Origin of the sequence: Ramlibacter sp. (assembly GCF_028291745.1) — a bacterium.
Lineage (GTDB): Bacteria > Pseudomonadota > Gammaproteobacteria > Burkholderiales > Burkholderiaceae_C > Ramlibacter.
This window is the reverse complement of the sequence record NZ_JAQGNQ010000066.1, coordinates 52,839-75,171: the sequence shown is the minus strand read 5'-3', so window position 1 is coordinate 75,171 and position 22,333 is coordinate 52,839. Positions and strand designations below refer to the sequence as shown.

General features: G+C 68.8%; 22 protein-coding genes and 1 tRNA gene. 11 read left to right on the top strand and 12 right to left on the bottom strand.

Annotated elements, in window-relative coordinates; translation table 11 throughout:
* Positions 1 to 3 precede the first annotated feature (3 nt).
* The 8 genes from JWP60_RS11850 to JWP60_RS11815 form a co-directional block, all read right to left on the bottom strand.
* Positions 4 to 921, bottom strand: coding sequence for an ABC transporter permease (locus JWP60_RS11850; RefSeq protein ID WP_299791040.1), 918 nt, complete (start codon positions 919 to 921; stop codon positions 4 to 6).
* Positions 918 to 1,997 (bottom strand): ABC transporter permease, encoded by a 1,080-nt coding sequence (locus JWP60_RS11845; protein ID WP_299791037.1) that lies wholly within the window; start codon positions 1,995 to 1,997, stop codon positions 918 to 920. Before JWP60_RS11845 ends, JWP60_RS11850 begins: the two co-directional genes overlap by 4 nt.
* Positions 1,998 to 2,010: 13 nt before the next feature.
* The gene (locus JWP60_RS11840; protein WP_299791034.1) at positions 2,011 to 3,117 is read right to left on the bottom strand and encodes a BMP family ABC transporter substrate-binding protein; all 1,107 of its coding nucleotides are present in this window, start codon (positions 3,115 to 3,117) and stop codon (positions 2,011 to 2,013) included.
* 45 nt (positions 3,118 to 3,162) lie between these two features.
* Positions 3,163 to 3,537 (bottom strand): oxalurate catabolism protein HpxZ, encoded by a 375-nt coding sequence (hpxZ, locus tag JWP60_RS11835; protein WP_299791031.1) that lies wholly within the window; start codon positions 3,535 to 3,537, stop codon positions 3,163 to 3,165.
* A 5-nt stretch (positions 3,538 to 3,542) separates the two neighbouring features.
* Positions 3,543 to 4,910, bottom strand: coding sequence for an AtzE family amidohydrolase (locus JWP60_RS11830; RefSeq protein ID WP_299791028.1), 1,368 nt, complete (start codon positions 4,908 to 4,910; stop codon positions 3,543 to 3,545).
* Positions 4,907 to 5,116 carry a DUF4089 domain-containing protein gene (locus JWP60_RS11825; protein ID WP_299791025.1) on the bottom strand — a complete coding sequence of 70 codons (210 nt, stop codon included), beginning with the start codon at positions 5,114 to 5,116 and terminating at the stop codon, positions 4,907 to 4,909. The genes JWP60_RS11830 and JWP60_RS11825 overlap by 4 nt, the downstream gene beginning before the upstream one ends.
* Before the next feature lie 44 nt (positions 5,117 to 5,160).
* Positions 5,161 to 5,331, bottom strand: coding sequence for a hypothetical protein (locus tag JWP60_RS11820; protein ID WP_299791022.1), 171 nt, complete (start codon positions 5,329 to 5,331; stop codon positions 5,161 to 5,163).
* Positions 5,332 to 5,439: 108 nt separating this feature from the next.
* Complete coding sequence (locus tag JWP60_RS11815) at positions 5,440 to 6,336, bottom strand: aspartyl/asparaginyl beta-hydroxylase domain-containing protein (protein ID WP_299791019.1); 897 nt, start codon at positions 6,334 to 6,336, stop codon at positions 5,440 to 5,442.
* Between the two features lie 233 nt (positions 6,337 to 6,569).
* On the opposite strand from JWP60_RS11815, the gene phaR reads away from it, so the two are divergent.
* Both phaR and rimO read left to right on the top strand, forming a co-directional pair.
* Positions 6,570 to 7,103, top strand: a complete 534-nt coding sequence (phaR, locus tag JWP60_RS11810; protein WP_299791016.1) for a polyhydroxyalkanoate synthesis repressor PhaR — start codon at positions 6,570 to 6,572, stop codon at positions 7,101 to 7,103.
* Between the two features lie 99 nt (positions 7,104 to 7,202).
* Positions 7,203 to 8,597, top strand: coding sequence for a 30S ribosomal protein S12 methylthiotransferase RimO (gene rimO, locus JWP60_RS11805; protein WP_299791013.1), 1,395 nt, complete (start codon positions 7,203 to 7,205; stop codon positions 8,595 to 8,597).
* Positions 8,598 to 8,698: 101 nt separating this feature from the next.
* On the opposite strand, the gene JWP60_RS11800 is transcribed toward rimO, so the two are convergent.
* Positions 8,699 to 8,783: transfer RNA gene (locus tag JWP60_RS11800), tRNA-Leu, on the bottom strand.
* Between the two features lie 18 nt (positions 8,784 to 8,801).
* Between JWP60_RS11800 and rnr the strand changes: the two genes are divergently transcribed.
* Together rnr and JWP60_RS11790 are read left to right on the top strand one after the other, a co-directional pair.
* The gene (rnr, locus tag JWP60_RS11795; protein ID WP_299791011.1) at positions 8,802 to 11,057 is read left to right on the top strand and encodes a ribonuclease R; all 2,256 of its coding nucleotides are present in this window, start codon (positions 8,802 to 8,804) and stop codon (positions 11,055 to 11,057) included.
* Between the two features lie 23 nt (positions 11,058 to 11,080).
* Positions 11,081 to 11,842, top strand: coding sequence for an SDR family oxidoreductase (locus tag JWP60_RS11790; protein ID WP_299791009.1), 762 nt, complete (start codon positions 11,081 to 11,083; stop codon positions 11,840 to 11,842).
* A gap of 36 nt (positions 11,843 to 11,878) precedes the next feature.
* Here JWP60_RS11790 and JWP60_RS11785 read toward each other — a convergent pair whose 3' ends face one another.
* Genes JWP60_RS11785 through JWP60_RS11775 form a run of 3 tightly spaced genes read right to left on the bottom strand, consistent with a single transcriptional unit; the run spans position 11,879 to position 15,993 of the window.
* Positions 11,879 to 13,363 (bottom strand): NAD(P)H-hydrate dehydratase, encoded by a 1,485-nt coding sequence (locus JWP60_RS11785; protein WP_299791007.1) that lies wholly within the window; start codon positions 13,361 to 13,363, stop codon positions 11,879 to 11,881.
* Positions 13,364 to 13,374: 11 nt separating this feature from the next.
* Positions 13,375 to 14,649 carry a D-amino acid dehydrogenase gene (locus tag JWP60_RS11780; RefSeq protein ID WP_299791005.1) on the bottom strand — a complete coding sequence of 425 codons (1,275 nt, stop codon included), beginning with the start codon at positions 14,647 to 14,649 and terminating at the stop codon, positions 13,375 to 13,377.
* Positions 14,650 to 15,993: an amidase gene (locus tag JWP60_RS11775; protein WP_299791003.1), complete on the bottom strand. Its 1,344-nt coding sequence runs from the start codon at positions 15,991 to 15,993 to the stop codon at positions 14,650 to 14,652.
* Positions 15,994 to 16,194: 201 nt separating this feature from the next.
* On the opposite strand from JWP60_RS11775, the gene rpsB reads away from it, so the two are divergent.
* From rpsB to ispC, 7 genes are all read left to right on the top strand, one after another.
* The gene (gene rpsB, locus JWP60_RS11770) at positions 16,195 to 16,947 is read left to right on the top strand and encodes a 30S ribosomal protein S2 (protein ID WP_299791000.1); all 753 of its coding nucleotides are present in this window, start codon (positions 16,195 to 16,197) and stop codon (positions 16,945 to 16,947) included.
* Positions 16,948 to 17,034: 87 nt separating this feature from the next.
* Positions 17,035 to 17,958 carry a translation elongation factor Ts gene (gene tsf / locus JWP60_RS11765; RefSeq protein ID WP_299790997.1) on the top strand — a complete coding sequence of 308 codons (924 nt, stop codon included), beginning with the start codon at positions 17,035 to 17,037 and terminating at the stop codon, positions 17,956 to 17,958.
* A 78-nt stretch (positions 17,959 to 18,036) separates the two neighbouring features.
* Positions 18,037 to 18,756 (top strand): UMP kinase, encoded by a 720-nt coding sequence (pyrH, locus tag JWP60_RS11760; protein WP_299790994.1) that lies wholly within the window; start codon positions 18,037 to 18,039, stop codon positions 18,754 to 18,756.
* 15 nt (positions 18,757 to 18,771) lie between these two features.
* Entirely contained in the window at positions 18,772 to 19,335 is a 564-nt protein-coding gene (frr, locus tag JWP60_RS11755) for a ribosome recycling factor (RefSeq protein WP_299790991.1), read from the top strand.
* Between the two features lie 16 nt (positions 19,336 to 19,351).
* Positions 19,352 to 20,086, top strand: coding sequence for a polyprenyl diphosphate synthase (uppS, locus tag JWP60_RS11750; protein ID WP_299790988.1), 735 nt, complete (start codon positions 19,352 to 19,354; stop codon positions 20,084 to 20,086).
* Positions 20,087 to 20,117: 31 nt separating this feature from the next.
* Positions 20,118 to 20,972 (top strand): phosphatidate cytidylyltransferase, encoded by an 855-nt coding sequence (locus tag JWP60_RS11745; protein ID WP_299790985.1) that lies wholly within the window; start codon positions 20,118 to 20,120, stop codon positions 20,970 to 20,972.
* Between the two features lie 161 nt (positions 20,973 to 21,133).
* Positions 21,134 to 22,324: a 1-deoxy-D-xylulose-5-phosphate reductoisomerase gene (ispC, locus tag JWP60_RS11740; protein ID WP_299790982.1), complete on the top strand. Its 1,191-nt coding sequence runs from the start codon at positions 21,134 to 21,136 to the stop codon at positions 22,322 to 22,324.
* Positions 22,325 to 22,333: the final 9 nt, after the last annotated feature.

The window sequence follows — 22,333 nt, the reverse complement described above, 5'->3', positions numbered from 1 at the left end:
GCATTACCTCGCAGAGAATTCCCCGGGCGCGCCGGCGGCCAGCTGTCCTGGTTTGCACGAGAAGACCAGGATGACCAGGGTCAGCACATAGGGGACGATGTTGAACAGGTGGTAGCCCCAGCCGATGCCGATCGACTGCAGCGCGGGGCCGATCGCCCCGGCGCCGCCGAACAGCAGCGCCGCGCCCACGCAGCGCAGCGGATTCCAGCGCGCGAAGATCACCAGCGCCACGGCGATCAGGCCCTGGCCGCCGGAGATGCCTTCGTTCCAGCTGCCCGGATAGAACAGCGTGAGGCAGGCGCCGCCCAGGCCGGCAACGGCGCCGCCGGCGACCGTCGCCGCGATGCGGATGCCGTTGACGGAATAGCCCAGCGTGCGCGCGGCATTGGCGGAGTCGCCCGCCATCCGCAGCAACAGCCCGGGCCGCGTGTTGGCAAAGGCCCACCACAAGGCGCCCGCCAGCAGCACGCCCAGCGGCACCAGCGGGTTGATCTGCAGCGCCGAGCGGATCGCGGACGATGCGCTCCAGTTGCCCAGGGCCAGCGGCGGCAACTGCGCGGCCTGCGGCTGGATCAGGGGCTTGCCCAGGAAGAACGCGAGGCCCATGCCGAGGAGCATCAGCGCGATGCCGGTGGCGACGTCGTTCACGCGCGGCAGCGAACACAGCACGCCGTGCAACGCGCAGAGCGCCGCGCCGGCCGCCATGGCGCACAGCACGCCCAGCCAGGGGGAACCCGTGAGCCAGGATCCGGCAAAACCGGCCATGGCCGAAAGCACCAGCACGCCTTCGAGGCCCAGGTTGATGCGCCCGCCCTTTTCGGTGATGCACTCGCCCAGGCTCACGAAGAGAAAGGGCGCGCCCACCCTCAGCGCACCGCCGAGAATGCCGGCCGCGAGGCCGATGATCTGGTCGGACGTCATGATGTCTGCGGCGCCGGCTGCACGGGCGCTGAAGCGGTGCGGCGCAGGCGCGCCAGCAGCGAGGTCCAATCCACGTCGCGCAGCACCTCGCTGGCGAGGATCAGCACGAAGGCGATGCCCTGCAGCACCAGCACCGCGGCATCGGGCAGTCCGAGTCGCCGTTGCAGCAGGCTGCCGGCCGCGCCGAAGCCGCCGAACAGGATGGCCACCGGGATCACCGCCAGCGGGTTGTGCCGGGCGATGAAGGCGACGAGGATGCCGGTGTAGCCGTAGCCCACCATGATCGACGCGTTGGCCGTCGTGTGCACCGCGGCCACTTCGACCGCCCCGGCCAGCCCCGCCGATGCGCCGCCGAGGCCGCACGCCAGCAGGATCAGCGCGGAGGCGGGCAGGGCGACCAGGCGCGCCGCGCGCAGGTTGCCGCCGACCACGCGCACCGCGAAGCCCGAAGGCGTCTTGTGCAGCCAGAACGCCGCGGCGATGCAGGCCACCACGCCCAGCACGAAACCCCAGTGCACGTCCGAGCCCGCGATGCCGGAGATGCGCAGGCTTTCGTTCAGCGCGTACGTCGACGGCTTGTTCAGGCTGGCCGGATCGCGCAGCGGCCCTTCGACCAGGTGCAGGAACAGCCCGCTCGCCACGTACGCCAGCAGCAGGCTGCTGATCGTCTCGTTGACGCCCCGCCACTGGCGCAGCCAGCCCGCCAGCATGATCCACAGCGCGCCCAGCAGTGCGCCCGCGAGGCAGGCCACCACGCTGCCGGCCAAGCCGACTAGGGGCAGCATCTGCGCGGCTGCGGCACAGCCCAGTCCGCCCAGCACCAGCGCGCCTTCGCCGCCGATGATCACCAGCCCGGCGCGCATGGGGATGGCCACGCAGAGCGCGGTGAGCATCAGGGGCGCGGCCCGCTGCAGCGTGTTCTGCCAGGAGAACCAGCTACCGAACGCGCCCGTGAAGAGCGTGCGCCACACCTCGACGGGACTGGCGCCGGCAAAGGCAACGAAGATGCCGAACAGCCCCAGCGCCGCCGCGATGGCGGCGCACGGCAGCATGGCTTCGCGCAGGATGGCGCGCATGCGTCTGTCCCCTTCAGGCGGCGGTGCCGATGACGCCTTCGACCAGATAGTTCATCTGCTCCAGCACCGGGTCGGTCTGCTTGATGGACTTGCCCGCCGGAATCGCGACGTTGCCCTTGTTGTCCTTCAGCGGGCCCTTGAAGATGTCGAAGCTGCCGGCGACCATCTGCGCCTTGACCGCATCGGCCTGCCGGCGTGCCGCCTGGGGGACCATCGGCCCGTAGGCCGACATCTTCACGTAGCCTTCCTTGAGGCCGCCGCGCAGCAGGTTGGGATGCGGCTTGCCGTTGCGCGCCGCGTCCACGAAGGTGTTGTACGCGGTCAGCCAGTTCCACTCGGCGCCCGTGAGGTAGGCATTGGGCGCCAGCTTGGCCTGGCTCGCGTGATAGCCGCAGACCATCTTGCCGCGCCGGGCCGCGGTCTCGACGATCACCTTCGGGCCGTCGACGTGCATGGTGAACACGTCGGCGCCCTGGTCGGCCATGCTGTTGGTCGCTTCCGCTTCCTTGACGGGCATGGACCAGTCGCCGGTGAAGATCACCTGGGTGGTGATGTTCGGCTTGACCGAGCGGGCGCCCATCGTGAACGCGTTGATGTTGCGCAGCACCTGCGGGATCGGCTTGGCGGCGACGAAACCGAGCTTGTTGCTCTTGGTCATGTGGCCGGCGATCACGCCATTGAGGAACTGGCACTCGTCGATGTAGCCGAAGTAGCTGCCGACGTTGGTGGGGTGCTTGCCCGCGGTCCACAGGCCGCCGCAATGCGCGAAGCGCACGTCCGGGTACTTGGGCGCGACCGCCAGCACGTGCGGGTCGAAATAGCCGTACGAGGTGGGGAACAGCAGGCTGGCGCCGTCCTGCTGGATCATGCCGGTCATGGTCTTCTGCACGGCGTTGGTCTCGGGCACCTGCTCCTCTTCGACCACCTTGATGCCGGAGGTCTTCTTGAGCGCCGTCACGGCCTCGAACTGCGCCTGGTTGTAGCCGTAGTCGTCGCGCGGGCCGACGTAGATCACGCCCACGGTCAGCGCCTTCTGGGCGAAGGCGAAGGGGCTGGCGCCCAGCGCCGAGAGGGCGGCCAGCGACTTGAGCGCGTCGCGGCGATGGATCTGCTGATTCATGGAACTCTCCTCACAGGGGACGAACGATGGAAAGGGATGCGGCCTTCATGCGAGCAGGCTGACGTGCGCGGCCACCACCCGCCAGCCCTCGGGCGTGCGCGCCCAGGTCTGGCTCTGGCGGCCGGTGCGGGGGCTGCCGGCGCGGCGGAATTCGATGTTCGCAGTGGCGAAGTCGCGGCCGTAAGTGGTGATGACCGTCTTCAGCACATCGCGGGCAAGCCCCTGCGACGGCCGCTCGGCGCGGAACTGCGCGATCGCTTCGTGGCCGTACAGGTTCTCGCCGACGCCGTAACGCAGCGTGTGCGGGCTGTTCCAGAACAACTCGTCGAGCACGCCGACCTCGTTGTTCGTGAGCGCCTGCTCGTAACGGGCGAATTGCGCGGCGACTTCGGCCAGCACTTCGGGGAGGTTGATGTCCATGTCTTTCACAAGTGCGCGACTCCGCTGTCCTGCAGCACCTTGGCGGCGCGCAGGCACAGGTCTTCGTTCCACGGCGCAGCGATCAGCTGCACGCCGATCGGCAAGCCGCCCGTGCCTTCCGGCCACAACGGGGCGGCAACCACCGGGCAGCCCGCGAAGGAGATCGGTTGCGTGAGCAGGCCCAGTGCCGCGCGGCTCGGATGGCGCTGGCCGTTGATGGCGATCCAGTCATCGCCGATGGTGGGCGCCGGCACCGGCGTGGCCGGGGCAATGAGCACGTCCCAATCCTGGAACAGGGCATTGACGCGGTCGCGATAGATGCGGCGAAAGCGCTGCGCCCGCAGCGTCCAGTCCGCGGGTTGCAGCAGGCCCGAGAGGAAGCGGTCCACCGAGAGCGGCTCGAAGTCGTCCGGCCGCTTGCGCAGGTCGTCCAGGTGCAGGCTGCCGCCTTCGCTGGCGGTGATCAGGAAGGCGGCGGCGCGGCCGATCGCGGCATCGGGCCACTCGACCTCGGCGCGTGCGCCGAGGGTTCGTGCCGCAAGCTGTGCGACGCTGCGCGCGGGTGCGCTGGCCATTTCGTGGAAGTAGCCGCCCAGCACGCCGATGCGCAGCCCGGCGACGCCGCGCGCCAGCTGCGCCGCGGCGGGCTGCACCCGCAGCGCGTGGCAGCCGGGGTCCAGCGGATCGGGCCCCTGCATGGCGTCGTAGGCGAACGCCAGCCCTTCGACGCTGTCGGCCAGCGGCCCGAGGTGGTCGAGGCTGTGCACGAAGGGATAGCTGCCGCGGCGCGAGAGCCGTCCGAACGTGGGCTTGAGACCCCATACGCCGCACAGCGATGCCGGCACGCGGATCGAGCCGTTGGTGTCGGAGCCGAGGGCCAGGGGCAGCTGGCCCGCCGCCACCGTCGCACCCGAGCCGCCCGAGGAGCCGCCGGCCATGCGCGAGGGATCGCGCGGGTTGCGCGTGGGGCCGTAGTGCGTGTTCTCGGTGCTGAAGCCGTAGGCGTATTCGTCCATGTTCAGCGCGCCCAGCAGCACCGCACCGGCCGCCTGCAGCCGCTGCACCAGCACGGCGTCTGCCCGCGCAGGGGGTAGCTCGCGATTGATCTTCGAGCCGGCCAGCGTCGTGATGCCGGCAATGTCGAACAGGTTCTTCACCGCATAAGGCAGGCCGGCCAGCGGCGGCAGCACCTCGCCGCGGGCGCGGCGCGCATCCACCGCGTCGGCTTCGGAACGGGCCCGTGCGGTCGTGCGCTCGGTAAAGGCATTGATGCGCGGCTCGCTCTCGGCGATGCGGTCCAGGGCGGCATCGCACACTTCGCGTGCGCTCGCCGCACCGCTGGCGACCGCGCCCAGGATCTCGACGGTGTTCATGCTGGGTCCTCCTGCGGGAAGGGCGCCGGCCGATAGACCTCGGCCGGCTCGTCGGCGGGCGCGAGCGGCGCCTGTTCCAGCAGCCGCGCGATGGCGACGCTGCGGCCCAGGTGCAGGGCCACGGCTTGGGCGCGTGCGTCGGTCAGCGGAATGCCGACCGCCAGCGCCGCGGCCCTGACGTAGTTCAGGACTTCGGTTTCTTCCATGGTCTTGCGGTTCAGGCGGTCGGCAGCGCTGCGGGAGGCGCGAGTCAGCGGCCGCGGTGGGAAATGTCGATGCCGTGCGCCCGCGCACCCGCATTGCGCAGGCGGCGCACCACGGTGGCATCGCCCGCCGGCCGATACGAGAAGGGAGGACAGCGCGCCCTGCGGGCGCGGGCGGCGGTGAGCGGCATCTGCACCATGCGGGGGCATCCATCCATGTACGGCAGATGCTCCGCAAGGCCCGTGCCACAGCCGCGGAACGCAAAAGCGGGCCCATGGGGGCCCGCCTGGCGATCAGGGGATCAGGGGATCAGGGGATCAGGCGATCAGATCCAGACGAGGAACGCCACGGCGCCCACCACCAGCGCCAGCTTGGTCGCGCGGTAGGCGGTGCGGTTCCACTGCTTGAAGCGGCGGCGCATGCGGCCGGCGTGGAAGGAGACGAGGAACAGCTTGTTGATCAGGCCGGTGCGGTCGCTGGCCTCGTTGGGCGAGGCCGCGGCGCTCATGACGTTGCGCGACACCCAGCCTTGCGCGGCCTGCGCCCAGCGGTACTTCATGGGCCGTTCGATGTCGCACAGCAGGATCATGCGCGACTCGTCGGTGTCGTTGCGCACCCAGTGGATGTAGGTCTCGTCGAAGATCACGCCTTCGCCGTCGCGCCAGCTATAGGGCTCGCCATCGACGTAGATGCGGCAGCTGTCGTCGTTGGGCGTGCGCAGGCCGAGGTGGTAGCGCAGCGATCCGGCATAGGGGTCGCGGTGTGCGTTGAGCTTGGCGCGCGGCGGCAGTTCGGCAAAGAGCGCGGCCTTGATGCAGGGCGTGTTGCGCAGGAGTTCGACGGTGCGCGGGCACAGGCGCTCGGCGGACTCCGGCCTCACCTCGTACCACTTGAGATAGAAGCGCTTCCAGCCTTCCTTGAAGAAGGAGTTGAAGCCGGCGTCGTTGTTGTCGGCGGCCTTGACGGCGCGCAGCCGCGCCAGTTCTTCGCCCTCGTCGCGGATCACGTGCCAGTTCTTCTGCAGTTCGAGCAGCTCGGGCCATTCCTGCACCGGCAGGTAGGGCTTGGCCGGCACGCGCGAGAACGCGTACATCAGGACATTCAAGGGCGCGACGAAGGCGGAGTGGTCGAAGACCTGCTTGCCCAGGCGATGGCGCACGCGCCCGCGAAAGTGGATCCACCCGATCGAGAGGACATACAGAACAACCAGGGCCCATTTCACGGGAAAGATCTCCAGACGGCCGGATGGCCACGACAACACGGCCGCAAGGATACGCCAGCGGCCCGGCCGTTTCCAGCAAAGCCCCGCTGGGTATGATGCGGCGCGGCCCGGCCCGTGTACTTCGCACGCATCCGGCGCTTAGGGTTGTTCCCGCCATGCAGGGCCGCGCGCCTCCCTAGAATCTGTTGCAACGCAACAGTGCGGGGGCGAACCCGCCACCAGGAGTCCCGTTCGTGACCAGCAAGAAAGCCGGCGCCGCCAAGCAAGTGCAGCGCGTCATCAAGAAGTACCCGAACCGCCGGCTCTACGACACCGAAACCTCCGCCTACATCACGCTCGCCGAAGTCAAGCAGCTGGTGATGGACACCCAGGCCTTCGTGGTGCGCGACGCCAAGACCAACGAGGACCTCACGCGCAGCATCCTGCTGCAGATCATCCTCGAGGAAGAGGCGGGCGGCGCGCCGATGTTCACCGAGGCCGCGCTGGCCAACATCATCCGCTTCTACGGCCATGCCATGCAGGGCTTCATGGGCAGCTATCTCGAGAAGAACGTGCAGGCCTTCACCGACCTGCAGGGCCAGATGGCCGAACAGACGAAGAATTTCACGCCCGAGATGTGGACGCAGCTGATGAAGGTGCCCAATCCGCTGATGCAGGGCGTGATCGGCAACTACGCCGAACAGTCCAAGACGATGTTCGAGAAGATGCAGGAGCAAATGCAGAAGAACACCGAGCAGATGCTGGGGGCGTTCGGGATCAAGAAATGACGCAATGACGGATGACGCAGGTGGAGCGGTCGGCCGCCTCATTCGTCATCGAGCGTCCGCCAGGACACGAGGTCATTCGTCATCAGGGACAATAGGGAGATGAGCGCCCTCGCAGTCCTGGACACCCCCGCCGCCACAGCCTCGCCCAAGGTGGGCTTCGTCAGCCTCGGCTGTCCCAAGGCCCTGACCGATTCCGAACTGATCCTCACCCAGCTGAGCGCCGAGGGCTACACCACGTCCAAGACCTTCGAAGGCGCGGACCTGGTGATCGTCAACACCTGCGGCTTCATCGACGACGCCGTCAAGGAAAGCCTCGACACGATCGGCGAGGCGCTGGCGGCCAACGGCAGGGTGATCGTCACGGGTTGCCTGGGCGCGCGGGCGGGCGCGGCCAGCGACAACATGGTGCGCGAGATCCATCCCTCGGTGCTGGCCGTCACCGGCCCGCATGCCACGCAGGAGGTGATGGACGCGGTGCACGCGCACCTGCCCAAGCCGCACGATCCCTTCGTCGACCTGGTGCCGCCCACGGGCATCAAGCTCACGCCGAAGCACTACGCTTATCTCAAGATCAGCGAGGGCTGCAACCATCGCTGCACCTTCTGCATCATCCCTTCCATGCGTGGCGACCTGGTGAGCCGTCCGGTGGGCGACGTGCTGAAGGAAGCCAAGGCCCTGTTCGAGAGCGGCGTGAAGGAACTGCTGGTGGTCAGCCAGGACACCTCCGCGTATGGCGTGGACGTCAAGTACCGCACCGGCTTCTTCAACGGCCGGCCGGTGAAGACGCGCATGCTCGATCTCGTGGCCGCGCTCGGCGAACTGGCGCAGCCGCATGGCGCGTGGGTGCGCTTGCACTACGTGTATCCGTACCCACATGTGGATGAAGTGATTCCGCTGATGGCCAGCGGCCTCGTGCTGCCTTATCTCGACGTGCCGTTCCAGCACAGCCACCCCGACGTGCTGCGCCGGATGAAGCGTCCCGCCAGCGGCGAACGCAACCTCGAGCGCATTTCCCGCTGGCGCGAGCTGTGCCCCGAGATCGTGGTGCGCAGCACCTTCATCGCCGGCTTCCCGGGCGAGACCGAAGAGGAGTTCCAGCACCTGCTCGACTTCGTGCGCGAGGCGCAGATCGATCGTGCCGGCTGCTTTGCGTACAGCCCGGTGGAAGGTGCGGCCGCCAACGAATTGCCGGGCATGCTGCCGCAGCAAGTGCGCGAGGAACGACGGGCGCGCTTCATGGCGGTGGCCGAGGAAGTGTCGGCTGCGCGGCTGCAACGCCGCGTGGGTGCGACCATGCAGGTGCTGGTGGATGCGGCGCCGGCGCTGGGCCGCAAGGGCGGCGTGGGCCGCTCCTATGCGGACGCCCCCGAGATCGACGGCACGGTCCGCCTGCTGCCGCCGCGCAAGCTGAGCAAGCGGCTGGCGGTGGGCGAGTTCACGCAAGCGCGCATCGTCGCCACCGATGGACACGACCTCGTCGCCGAGCCGATCTGAGCGCCGCACATGCCCAACCCGCGCAGGCTTATGATGCCTGCCGTGACCGAAACCACGACACCATTGAAAAAGCCGGCATGCGCCGGCTTTTTCGAAGTGTCTGGTGCCCAGGAGAGGACTCGAACCTCCACGGAGTTACCCGCTAGTACCTGAAACTAGTGCGTCTACCAATTCCGCCACCTGGGCATTTCAGGAAAAACGAGATTGTATATCAAAAGCACAGAGAAGAATTCCGGCCTGGTCGATGAGATCGAGGGCGCGATCCAGGGACACCGCGACGGCCACGGCTACGTGGTGCGCGACGACGGCGAAGCCGACATCTACCTGCCTCCGAATGAAATGCGCGCGGTGCTGCACCGCGATCGCGTGCGCGCGCGCATCGTCCGCCAGGACCGCCGGGGCCGCCCCGAAGGCCGCGTGGTGGAGATCATCGAGCGGCCCCCGCATCCCATCATCGGCCGCCTGCTGCACGAAAGCGGCGTGTGGCTGGTGGCCCCCGAAGACAAGCGCTACGGCCAGGACGTGCTGGTGCCCAAGGGCGCCACCGGTCTCGCCAAGGCGGGCCAGGTGGTGGTGGTCGAACTGACCGAGCCGCCGAGCCTCTATGGCCAGCCGGTGGGCCGCGTCAAGGAAGTGCTGGGCGAGGTCGACGATCCCGGCATGGAGATCGAGATCGCGGTGCGCAAGTACAGCGTGCCGCACGAATTCTCCGAAGCGTGCATCGCGCAGGCGCGCTCGCTGCCGGACAAGGTGCGGGTGCAGGACAAGCGCAAGCGCGTGGACCTGAGTGACGTGCCGCTGGTGACCATCGACGGCGAGGACGCGCGCGACTTCGACGATGCCGTCTACTGCGAGCCGGCCAAGGTGGGCCGCGGCAAGGGCTGGCGCCTGCTGGTCGCCATCGCCGACGTCAGCCACTACGTGGAGACCGGCAGCGCCATCGACATCGACGGCTACGACCGCGCGACCAGCGTCTACTTCCCGCGCCGCGTCATTCCGATGCTGCCGGAGAAGCTGTCCAACGGCCTGTGCTCGCTCAATCCCGAGGTCGATCGCCTGTGCATGGTGTGCGACATGCTGATCACCGCCGATGGCGAGATCCACGCCTACCAGTTCTATCCGGCCGTGATGTTCAGTCATGCCCGCATGACCTACACCGAGGTCGCGGCCATCCTGGCCAACACCCGCGGGCCCGAGGCGGCGCGGCGCAAGGAGCTGGTGCCGCATTTCCTGAACCTGCACGACGTCTACCGCGCGCTGCTGAAGGCGCGCAACGCCCGCGGCGCGGTGGACTTCGACACGGTCGAGACGCAGATCATCTGCGACGAGAACGGCCGCATCGAGCAGATCGTGCCGCGCGTGCGCAACGACGCCCACAAGCTGATCGAGGAGGCCATGCTGGCCGCCAACGTCTGCTCCGCCGACTTCATCCAGCAGGGCGAGCACCCGGGGCTGTTCCGGGTGCACGAGGGCCCGACGCCGGAGAAGATCGAGATCCTGCGCCAGTACCTGAAGGCAATGGCGGTCGGGATGACGGTCTCCGACGAGCCGACGCCGATGGAGTTCCAGAAGATTGCGCTCGCAACGAAGGACCGGCCGGACGCGCAGCAGATCAGCACGATGCTGCTGCGCTCGATGCAGCAGGCGATCTACAGCCCGCACAACAGCGGCCACTTCGGCCTGGCGTACGAGGCCTACACGCACTTCACCAGCCCGATCCGCCGCTATCCGGACTTGCTGGTGCACCGCGTGATCAAGGCGATCCTGCTGAAGGAAAAGTACCAGCTGCCGGCCTTGCCCACGCCGGGCGAGGCGCACGAGAAGCTGGCACGCCGGCTCGCCGCGCGCGCCGCGGCACCGACGCAGAAGCCCAAGAAGCAGCCGGTCGCCAGCTCGCGCGAACTGCAGGCCTGGGAGGCCGCGGGCCTGCATTGCAGCGCCAACGAGCGGCGGGCCGACGAGGCCAGCCGCGACGTCGAGGCCTGGCTCAAGTGCAAGTACATGCGCGACCACCTCGGCGAGGAGTACTCCGGTGTGGTCACGGCGGCCACCAGCTTCGGCATCTTCGTCACGCTGGATGCGATGTATGTCGAGGGCCTGGTGCACATCACCGAACTCGGAGGCGAGTACTTCAAGTTCGACGAGGCGCGCCAGGAGCTGCGTGGCGAGCGCACCGGCATCCGCTATGCGATCGGCTCCCGCTTGCGGGTGCAGGTGAGCCGCGTCGATCTCGATGGCCGCAAGATCGACTTCCGGCTGGTGCGCGACGACGAGGAATTCATGGCCCGCGCCATGAAGGAGAAGGGCGTCGCCGCCACCGGCCGCGAGGGCGAGCCGGCCAAGGCCTCGGCCAAGCGGGCGCCCCGGAAGGCGGCGGGCGCCAAGGCGCCCAAGCAGGCGGTGCGCGCAGCCAAGAAGGCGGCGGCCAAGGCCAAGTCGCCGCGCAAGACGCGGCGCTGAATTCCAACGAACGAGGAGACACCATGGCAGACACTCATGCCGCGGCCGGCCAGGTCGCGATCGTCACGGGCGGCGGCACCGGCATCGGCCGCGCCGCCGCACTGGCATTGCTCAAGGCCGGCTGGCGCGTCGCCGTCGCGGGCCGCCGCGCGGAGCCGCTGCAGGAGGTAGCGGGCCAGTTCGGCGAGCGCGCTCTCGCTGTGCCGACGGACATCACCAATCCCGACTCCGTGCGGGCGTTGTTCGATGCCACCGTGCAGGCCTTCGGCCGGGTCGACCTGGTGTTCAACAACGCCGGCACGGGCTTGCCGGTGCAGCCGCTGGAAGACATGAATCCGGCCGACTGGCAGCGCGTGGTCAACACCAACCTGTCGGGCGTGTTCTACGGCATCCAGAATGCGTTTCGCGTGATGAAGGCGCAGAGCCCGATGGGTGGGCGCATCATCAACAACGGCTCGATCTCGGCGCATGCGCCGCGCCCGCATTCGATCGCCTACACCGCGACCAAGCACGCGGTGACCGGGCTGACCAAGACCGCCGCGCTCGACGGCCGCCGCTACGACATCGCGGTGGGGCAGATCGACATCGGCAATGCCATGACCGACCTGGCCGCGCGCATGGCCAAGGGCGTGCCGCAGGCCAACGGCGAGATCGCCGTGGAGCCGCTGATGGACGTCGACATCGTCGGCCAGTCCATCCTCTACATGGCCAGCCTGCCGCTGGAGGCCAACGTGCTGTTCCACACCGTGATGGCCACGAAGATGCCGTTCGTGGGGCGGGGGTGATCGGGGTGTGGTGGGGTGCCCTGCGGGCATCCCACCCTACGGGGCCACTCGTTCGTCGTAGGGTGGGTTGCGCGTAGCGCAACCCACCGTGTCCGACCCCGAGGCCAACGCGCTCGCCGTGAGTGGCACGTCCCGCGGCCACCGATCCGCTGCGAGGCCATGCAGATACACCGCATCGCATGCCGCTGCAAACGCGTCTTCCTTGTTGGCCAGCCGCGCGGCGACCATGCCGGCCAGCACGTCGCCGGTGCCGGCGATGGCCAGGCGCGCATTGCCGGTCGGATTGATCCGCAGCTGGCCGTCGGGCGCGGCGATCACCGTCCCTGATCCTTTCAGCACCACGACACACTCGAAGCGCCGGGCGAGTTCGCGCGCGGCGGCGAGGCGGTCGGCCTGGACGGCCGTGGTGTCCTGCCCCAGCAGGCGGGCCGCTTCCAGCGGATGCGGCGTGAGCACCGTGGCGGCGCCGCGCCAGGCCCGCGCCTGCAGCAGCGATTGCAATTGCAGGTCCCCGGCGATCGCATTGAGCGCATCGGCATCGAGCACCAGCGCCCGCGCATCGAGCACGCGGCGCAAGGCCTCTTGCACCGCCTCGCCACCGCCGCAGCCACAGGCCACGGTGATGCGCGGCAGGTCCAGGCTGTCCCAGGGACGCACCATCAGGTCGGGCTGTTGCAAATCAAGAGTCGGCGCGTCCGGAGCGAGGAAGCCGACCAGCACGCGCCCGGCTCCATGCGCGAGCGCCGCCCGCCCGGCCAGCAGCGCCGCGCCCGTCATGCCGGCGGCGCCGCCGACAATCGCCACATCGCCGTAGCTGCCCTTGTGGCTCGCGTGCAGCCGGCGCGCGGCAGCGGGTGGCGCCAAGAGGGTGGCGACGGGCGTCTCACCGCTGGCATCGACCTGCAGGTGGTCGAACCAAACGGCGCCGGCCGCGTCGCGGCCCTGCGCGGTGAAGAGGCCCGGCTTCAGCGCGAGCAGCGCAAGCGTATGACTTGCACGTACGACGGCATCGGCGTGGCCGGTGTCGGCATTCAATCCGGAGGGCAGGTCGATCGCCAGCACGGGCGCCGGCGATGCATTCAGCGCCTCGATCTGCGCGAGCAGGGCGCCTTCGGGCGCCCGCGTGCTGCCGATCCCGAGCAGTGCGTCGATCGCCAGGTCCCATTGGGCCGGTGGCGCGGCGGCGATGCTCACGCCTGCGGCCAGGGCGCGCTCGCGCGCAGCGTGCGCATCCGCCGGCGTGCGCGCCGGTTCGCCCAGCCAGGTGAGCACCGGCTGCTTGCCCCAGCGCTTGAGGTGCAGGGCCGCCTCGAAGCCGTCGCCGCCGTTGTTGCCGGGCCCGCAGGCGATCCAGATCGTGTGCGCATGCGGCGCGACGGCCAATGCGAGACGGGCGACGGCCAGGCCGGCGCGCTGCATCAGCGTGTGCGGGGGCAGGACGGCCGCGGCCCCTTGTTCCAGCCGGCGGGTTGCCGCGACATCGAGGAGGGACCAGGGCCGGTCGGGGGTGACGCGCTGCATGCGGGGGATTCCTAGGGCGCGAGACGTTCCACGCCCAGGCCTTCGATGTCCACCTCCGGCGCCCGCCCCGACATCAGGTCGGCCACCACCCGCGCACTGCCGCACGACAGGGCCCAGCCGCTGGCACCGTGGCCGATGTTGATCCACACGCCCGGCACGCCGGTGGCGCCGAGCACGGGCGGGCCGTCGGGCAGCATGGGCCGCGCGCCTTTCCACTCCTGCACGGCGGCGCCCGTGTTGGCCAGTTGCGCGGCGCCGGGAAACCAGTCGTGCAGCACCTTGTACAGGGTCTGGATCGCCGAGGGCCGCTTGCGATCGGGCGCGCCGCCGATCTCGGCGCTGCCGGACACGCGCACCCGGTTGCCCAGGCGCGAGATCGCGACTTTGTAGCGCTCGTCCATCACGCCGCTGCGCGGTGCGTTGAGCGGCTCGCGGATCGGCGCGCTGATCGAGTAGCCGTGCACCGCTGCCAGCGGGACGCGCAGGCCCACCGGCCGCAGCAAGGTCGAAGAGGCCAGGCCGCCGCACATGACCACGGCATCGAAGCGTGTGGCCAGGGGGGCCGCATCGCTGTGGCGGGTGATGCGCAGCAAGGCCGGCTGCGCCGGATCCAGCGGCGCCACGGTGCAGTTGAATTCGAAGCGCGCGCCCAGCGCCTGCGCCTGGTTCTTCAGCAGCAGCGCGAACTGGCGGCAATTGCCGACCTCGTCGTCCGGCAGGTGCACGCCGCCGGCAAAGACCGTGTCGGCATTCAGCGCGGGCTCCAGCGCGCGTGCCTGGTCGGCGTCCACCTCGGCGAAACGCACGCCGGTCTCGCGCAGCACCTGCAGGCCGGGCTGCGCCATGCGGCGGTCCTTCTCGGAGCGCAGCAGCATCAGGTAGCCGCTGCTGCGGTCGTATTCGAGCTGCAGGTCTTCCTCGAGCTGGCGCTGCCGGTGCGCGCTGTAGAAGGCAAGACGCTGCAGGCGCGTGCGGTTGGCCAGATAGCTTTCCAGCTCGCACGCGTGCCGCCAGCGCATCATCCAGCGCACCTCGTGCGCGGCCAGCGGCCAGCACACGCGCAGCGGCGCATGGCGGCTGAACAGGGAGCGGGCGAGCTTGCCCGCCATGCCGGGCGCCGCCCAGGGCGTGACGTAGCCAGGGCCGGCGACGCCGGCATTGGCGAAGCTGGTCCCGAGCGCGGCGGCGCCGTGGCGCTCGAACACGGTCACTTCATGGCCGTCGGCAGCCAGTTCGTACGCTGTGGTCACGCCGATGATGCCGGCGCCCACGATGGCAACTTTCATTCAGCGGACCGGGGTGGAGGAGGCAAGCAGAGCTTCGATCTGCAGCGAAAGGCTCAGGATCGCGTCGTCGTGCAGGCCCTCGTGCCAGACCATCAGGCCCACCGGCAGTTCGCCGGGGTCCTGACAGGGCAGCGAGAGCGCGCAGCCATCGAGCATGTTCACCACGCTGGTATTGCGCAGGAGCAGGGCGTTGACGCGGAAGAAGGCTTCGTCGCGCTCCGCGCCCGGGGCGAGGTCGGCAATCGCCGGAGCGACCAGGGGGACCGTCGGCGAGAGCACCGCGTCGTAGCCGGCGAGCGCCTGGCCGACCTCGGCGATCCAGGCGGCGCGTGCGCGGTGCAAATCGAGGTACTCCCACGCCTTCATGCCGGCGCCGCGCTCGATGCGTGCGCGCACCCGCGGGTCGTAGCGCTCGCCTGCGCGTGCCAGCCGCAGGCGGTGATCGGCATAGCTCTCCGCGGCCGCGAAGCCGCCGGTCGACTGGATGCTGCCCAGATTCTGGATCTGCGCGAGCGGGATCTCGTCGATGCGCACACCGGCGGCGCGCAGCCGTTGCAGGGTGCGCTCGAAGCCGCGTGTGACGGCAGCGTCGAGGCCATCGAGCATCTGCGTTTGTGCGACTGCCAGTCGGTAGTGCGCCAGCGGTTTGCCGCTGCGCTCCACCTGGCAGTCGGCGAGGATCTCGTGCGCCAGGATCGCGTCGCGCACGCTGCGCGTCAGCGCGGACACCGTGTCGAGCGTGCCTGAGAGCGGATAGGCGCCCGCCAGCGGCGTCAGGCGCGCGGTGTTCTTGAAGCCGACGATGCCGCACAGCGCCGCCGGGATGCGGATGGAGCCGCCGGTGTCCGAGCCCAGGCCGATGAAGGCGCTGCCGTTGGCCACCGACACCGCCGCCCCGGAGGAGGAACCGCCCGGGATGCGGGCCGTGCCGGGATCGCAGGGATTGGCCGGGGTGCCGTGGTGCGGGTTGATGCCCACGCCGGAGAAGGCGAACTCGCTCATGTTGGTGCGGCCCACCACCACCCCGCCGGCGGCGCGCAAGCGCGCGACCGCCAGGGCATCGCGGGTCGCGGGCGCCGCATCGGCCAGCGCCAGCGAGCCGGCGGTGGTCACCTCGCCCTCGCAGTCGAACAGGTCCTTGACCGAGACCGGCAGGCCGGCGAGCGGCGCATCGGCCGGCACGCGCCTGGCCTCGCCCTCGGCCGCCGCGAAGCGGGTCTTCAGGAACACGTGGGCCGCGGCGGGCGAATCGGCGGCGGCGCGAGCGGCCGCCAGTTCGTCGCTGGCGGTGGACCGGCCCTGCTGCAGGCGCTCTCGGGTGGTGTGGAGGTCGGGGCGGGGCATGGGTGAGGCAAGGGGTTGGGAAAGGGGGCCTGTGCTAGAATCTCGCGGTTTTGCCGGGTGACACGCACAAGGTGTGCGTTCGCAGGTCGGCAAGACCAATCGCGAATCCCGCCCCCCTCGAGGTGTCGCAACCCAGGCCTTCCCTGAAGGCCACTGTTGCGATTTCGGACGGATTCTAGACCCAACCTTCGGAGCTCTTACATGACCGTATCCATGCGTGAAATGCTGGAAGCCGGTGTCCATTTCGGACACCAGACCCGCTTCTGGAACCCCAAGATGGCCCCCTTCATCTTCGGGCACCGCAACAAGATCCACATCATCAACCTGGAAAAGACGCTGCCGATGTTCCAGGAGGCGACCAAGTTCGCCCGGCAGCTGGCCGCCAACCGCGGCACGATCCTGTTGGTGGGCACCAAGCGCCAGGCGCGCGAACTGGTCGCCAGCGAGGCCGTCCGTGCCGGCATGCCTTTCGTGAACCAGCGCTGGCTGGGCGGCATGCTGACCAACTTCAAGACCGTCAAGACCTCGCTCAAGCGGCTGAAGGAAATGAAGGCGCAGCAGGAAGGCGGCCTGGAGGCCATGTCCAAGAAGGAACAGCTGATGTTCCAGCGCGAGCTCGACAAGCTCGAGAAGGACATCGGCGGCATCCAGGACATGAACACCCTGCCGGACGCGCTGTTCATCGTCGACGTCGGCTATCACAAGATCGCCGTCGCCGAAGCGCAGAAGCTGGGCATCCCGATCATCGCGGTGGTGGACTCCAACCACTCGCCCGAAGGCATCGACTACGTGATCCCCGGCAACGACGACTCGGCCAAGGCCGTGACGCTGTATGTCCGCGAGATGGCCGACTCCATCCTCGAGGGCAAGAACAACCCGGCGGGTGACGTGCAGCGCGCCGTCGCCGAAGGCAGCGACGAGTTCGTGGAAGTGAAGGAAGGCGCCGCGGCGTAAAGCCCGGCCCCATGTCACAAGGAAGGGGGCTCTTGAGCCCCCTTTGCACACCACGATCGAACTGAACAGAACCGAATAGAGGACAAGATGGCTGCAATCACCGCAAGCATGGTCGGCGAACTGCGGGCGAAGACCGACGCGCCCATGATGGAATGCAAGAAGGCCCTGACCGAGGCCGAAGGCAACATGGAGAAGGCCGAGGAGCTGTTGCGCGTCAAGCTGGGCAACAAGGCCGGCAAGGCCGCCTCGCGCGTGACCGCCGAAGGCGTGGTCGCCGCTTCCATCGCAGGCACCACGGGTGCGCTGCTGGAAGTGAACTGCGAGACCGACTTCGTCACCAAGAACGACAGCTTCCTGCAACTGGCGCGCGCCGCTGCCGAACTGATCGCGAAGAACAATCCCGCCGACGTTGCCGCCCTGGGCGCGCTGCCGTACAGCCAGGACGGCTTCGGCCCCACCCTGGAAGACGTGCGCAGGGGCCTGATCGGCAAGATCGGCGAGAACATGAGCTTTCGCCGCTTCAAGCGCTTCGATGGCTCCAACAAGCTGGTGAGCTACCTGCATGGCACGCGCATCGGCGTGATCGTCGAGTACACCGGTGACGAGGTCGCCGCCAAGGATGTCGCCATGCACGTGGCCGCGATGAAGCCGGTCTCCCTGGCCAGCAGCGACGTGCCCGAGGAGCTGATCGCCAAGGAACGCGCGGTTGCCACCGGCAAGGCCGAGGAAGACCGCAAGACCGCCGAAGCCGCCGGCAAGCCGGTGCAGTCCGCCGAGATCGTTGCCAAGCGCATCGAGGGCGGCGTGCAGAAGTACCTGAAGGAAGTCTCCCTGCTGAACCAGTCGTTCGTGAAGAACGACAAGCAGACCGTGGAGCAGATGCTCAAGGCCGCCAACACCCAGGTGAAGAGCTTCACGCTGTACGTGGTGGGCGAGGGCATCGAAAAGAAGACCGACGACTTCGCCGCCGAAGTGGCTGCGCAGGTCGCCGCCGCCAGGCAGGCTGCCTGAGGGCCGGGCCGGCTGACAGCCGGCCAACAGCCCGGACCGCTAAACTCGACCCAACGCCACCCCAGGAGAACCCGTAATATGCCCGCCACGCCAGCCCACAAGCGCATCCTGCTCAAGCTGTCGGGCGAGGCCTTGATGGGAGACGACGCCTTCGGCATCAACCGCGCCACCATCGTGCGGATGGTGCAGGAGGTGGCCGAGGTCGTGAACCTGGGCGTGCAGGTCGCCGTCGTCATCGGTGGCGGCAACATCTTCCGCGGCGTGGCCGGCGGCTCGGTCGGCATGGACCGCGCCACCGCCGACTACATGGGCATGCTGGCCACCGTGATGAACGCGCTGGCGCTGTCCGACGCCATGACCAAGCAGGGCCTGGTGCCGCGGGTCATGTCGGCCATCGCCATCGAGCAGGTGGTCGAGCCCTACGTGCGGCCCAAGGCGCTGCAGTACCTGGAAGAGGGCAAGGTCGTGATCTTCGCGGCCGGCACCGGCAACCCCTTCTTCACCACCGACACCGCCGCCGCGCTGCGGGGCGCCGAGATCGGCGCCGAGGTGGTGCTCAAGGCCACCAAGGTCGACGGTGTGTATTCCGCCGACCCCGCCAAGTTTCCCGACGCCAAGCGCTATTCGCGCATCAGCTTCGACGAGGCCATGGCCCAGAACCTGGGCATCATGGATGCCACGGCGTTCGCGCTGTGCCGCGACCAGAAGCTGCCGATCAAGGTGTTCTCGATCCTCAAGCACAACGCCTTGAAGCGCGTGGTGCTGGGCGAGGACGAAGGTACCCTGGTGTACGCCTGACCAAGGGAGTCCCCGATGACAACGATCGCTGAAATCAAGCAGACCACGCAAGGCAAGATGGATTCCTCCATCGCCGCCTTCAAGAACACGCTGACCAAGATCCGCACCGGCCGCGCCAGCCCCGGCCTGCTGGACACGGTGCACGTCGACTACTACGGCAGTTCCGTGCCGCTCTCGCAGGTGGCCAACGTGTCGCTGCTGGACGCCCGCACGATCAGCGTGCAGCCCTGGGAAAAGGGCATGGGCGCCAAGATCGAGAAGGCCATCCGCGAAAGCGACCTGGGCCTGAACCCCGCCTCGATGGGCGACCTGATCCGCGTGCCGATGCCGCCGATGTCGGAAGAGCGCCGCCGCGAAATGACCAAGCTGGTCCGCACCGAGGCCGAGAACGCCAAGATCGCCATCCGCAACCTGCGCCGCGATGCCAACGAGCACGTGAAGAAGCTGGTGAAGGACAAGATCGCGACCGAGGACGAACACAAGCGCGCCGAGGCCGATGTGCAGAAGGTCACCGACAAGCACATCGCCGAGATCGACCAGCTGGTCGCCTCGAAGGAAAAGGAGATCATGGAGGTCTGAGGACCACCATGAGCGCATGACGCAGCGCGTCGTTCCGAACCACATCGCCATCGTCATGGATGGCAACGGGCGTTGGGCCACCAAGCGCTTCCTGCCGCGGGTGGCGGGGCACAAGAAGGGCGTCGATGCCCTGCGTGCCTGCGTCCGTTATTGCGGCGACATCGGCGTGAAGGTGCTGACCGTGTTCGCCTTCTCCTCGGAGAACTGGAACCGGCCGCCCGACGAGGTCTCGGGGCTGATGGAACTGCTGGCCATGGCGCTCACGCGCGAGGTGCCGCAGTTGCAGGCCGAGGGCGTGCGCATCCATTTCATCGGCGACCGCTCCAAGCTGTCGGACAAGGTGCGCAACGGCCTGACGCAGGCCGAGTCCATGACGGCCGGCAACACGCGCCTGGTCTTCAACATCTGCTTCAACTACGGTGGCCGCTGGGACATCGCGCAGGCGGCGGCACAGCTGGCCGCGCGCGGCGAAGCGATCACCGAGGCCAGTCTCGACCGCGCCATGGCGCTGGCGCACGTGCCGGATCCGGACCTGCTGATCCGCACCGGCGGCGAGCAGCGCATCAGCAACTTCCTGCTCTGGCAGGGGGCGTACAGCGAGCTCTATTTCACCGACAAGCTGTGGCCCGAATTCGACGCCGCGGCCATCGACGCGGCGATCGCCGACTACGCCGGGCGCGAGCGCCGCTTCGGCCGCACTTCCGAGCAGCTCACGCCGTCCCCGCTGCGCGCGCGCAGGAAGGCGGCATGAGCGGGGGCTCTTCAGCCTTGCCGGTCCCGCGATGCTGAAGCAGCGCGTCATCACCGCCGTCGTCCTGCTGGCGATCCTGTTGCCGGCCCTGTTCTGGCATACGCCGGAACCGTTCCTTGCCATCACGCTGCTGCTGATTGCCGCCGGCGGCTGGGAGTGGGGCCGCCTCAATGCCTTGCCCGCGGGCGCGAGCCTCGCACTGGGCGGGGTCACGCTCGTGCTGTGCGCCGCGGCCTGGGCGCTGGGATGGCCGCAGCGGCCCTCGTCGCTGCTGTGGACCATCGTCGGCGGGGTGTGGGTGCTCGCCGGGTTTGCCCTCGTGCGTGGCGGCGTGGCCGGCTGGCCGAAGATTCCGCGCGCGCTGCGCGTGCCGGCCGGTGTGCTGGCCCTGGCATTGGCGTGGCTGGCCATGGCGCAGGCGCGCGTGATCGGCGTCAATTTCCTGCTGTCGATCCTGGTGCTGGTGTGGGTGGCCGACGTGTTCGCTTATTTCACCGGCCGGGCGATGGGCGGCAAGATCACGCAACGCAAGCTGGCGGCCACGATCAGCCCCAAGAAGAGCTGGGAAGGCGTGTGGGGCGGCATGCTGGGCGTGATCGTCCTGGCCATCGCCTGGACCCTGGCCGATGGCGCGACGCAGGCCCAGGTGCCGAGCCTCTACGCCCGGCTGGCCACGTCCTTCGGCTGGGCCGTGCAGGTGCTGGCCGTGATTTTTCTCGCGGCCATGAGCGTGGTCGGTGACTTGTCGGAGTCCCTCGTCAAGCGTAGTGTCGGCATGAAGGATTCCAGCCAGTTGCTGCCGGGGCACGGCGGCGTGCTCGATCGCGTCGATGCGCTCCTGCCGACACTGCCCCTGGCCATGATGCTGGCGACATTGGCCCGCTGAATGACTGAAATGACACCCGCTGTTCACCCGATACGGGCGCGCTGCCGCGTTGCAAATGCTCGCGATGCCAATGGGCATCGCTGTGCTTTGCGCCTTGCATCGCATCCCGTCTCGGGCGCCCCTCGGGCGCCCTTCCAGTCATTCAGCGGGCTGGCCCAACGATGAAACAGCGCATCGCCGTCCTCGGCTCCACCGGTTCCATCGGTGCGAACACGCTCGCCGTGATCGCGCGGCATCCGGACCGCTTCGAGGTGTTCGCGCTGAGCGCCGCCACGCAGGTCGACCTGATGCTGCAGCAATGCCTGCGGTTCCGCCCGGCGATCGCCGTGATGGCGCACGAAGAGGCGGGGCGCGCGCTCGCCGCCCGCATGGAATCCAGCGGCCTGGCCACGCGCGTGGCGTGGGGCGCGCAGGCGCTCGATGCCGTCGCCGCGCACGAACAGGTCGACACGGTGATGGCCGCCATCGTTGGCGCCGCGGGTCTCTCCTCCTGCATCGCCGCGGCACGGGCGGGCAAGAAACTGCTGCTGGCCAACAAGGAAGCCCTGGTGGTCGGCGGCGACTTCTTCATGGCGGCGGTCCGGCGCGGCGGCGCCACGCTGCTGCCGATCGACAGCGAGCATTCGGCGATCTTCCAGTCCTTGCCCGAAGACGCCGCGACCTGGTCGGCGCGGGTCGAGAAGATCATCCTCACCGCATCGGGCGGGCCGTTTCGCACGCGTGAACCCGCAAGCCTGCGCGACGTGACGCCGGACCAGGCCTGCGCCCATCCCAACTGGGTGATGGGCCGCAAGATCTCGGTCGACTCGGCGACCATGATGAACAAGGCGCTCGAGGTGATCGAGGCCCGCTACCTGTTCGGCCTGGCGCCCGAGCGCCTGCAGGTGGTGATCCACCCGCAAAGCGTGATCCACTCGATGGTGCAGTACCGCGACACCTCGGTGGTGGCGCAACTGGGCACGCCCGACATGCGCGTGCCCATCGCCTACGGCCTTGCATGGCCGGACCGCGTGACCTCCGGCGCCCAGGCGCTCGACTTTGGCGCATTGGCGGACATGAGCTTCGAGTCGCTGGAGACGCGCGGCCATCGCCAGCGCTTCCCCGGCCTGCAGCTTGCCTGGGACAGCCTGGCCGCCGCGCCCGGCACGCCGGCGGTGCTCAATGCCGCCAACGAGGTCGCCGTCTCCGCGTTCCTGGAGCAGCGGATCCGCTTCGACCAGATCCATTCGGTAAACCTGGCAACTCTGGAGCGGGTGACGCCCTCCAATCCCGCAACCCTGCAGGACCTGCTGGACCTGGATGCACGTGCGCGCCGCGGCGCGCACGACGCCATCCGGAGCCTGGGGTCCTGACGGAGCACG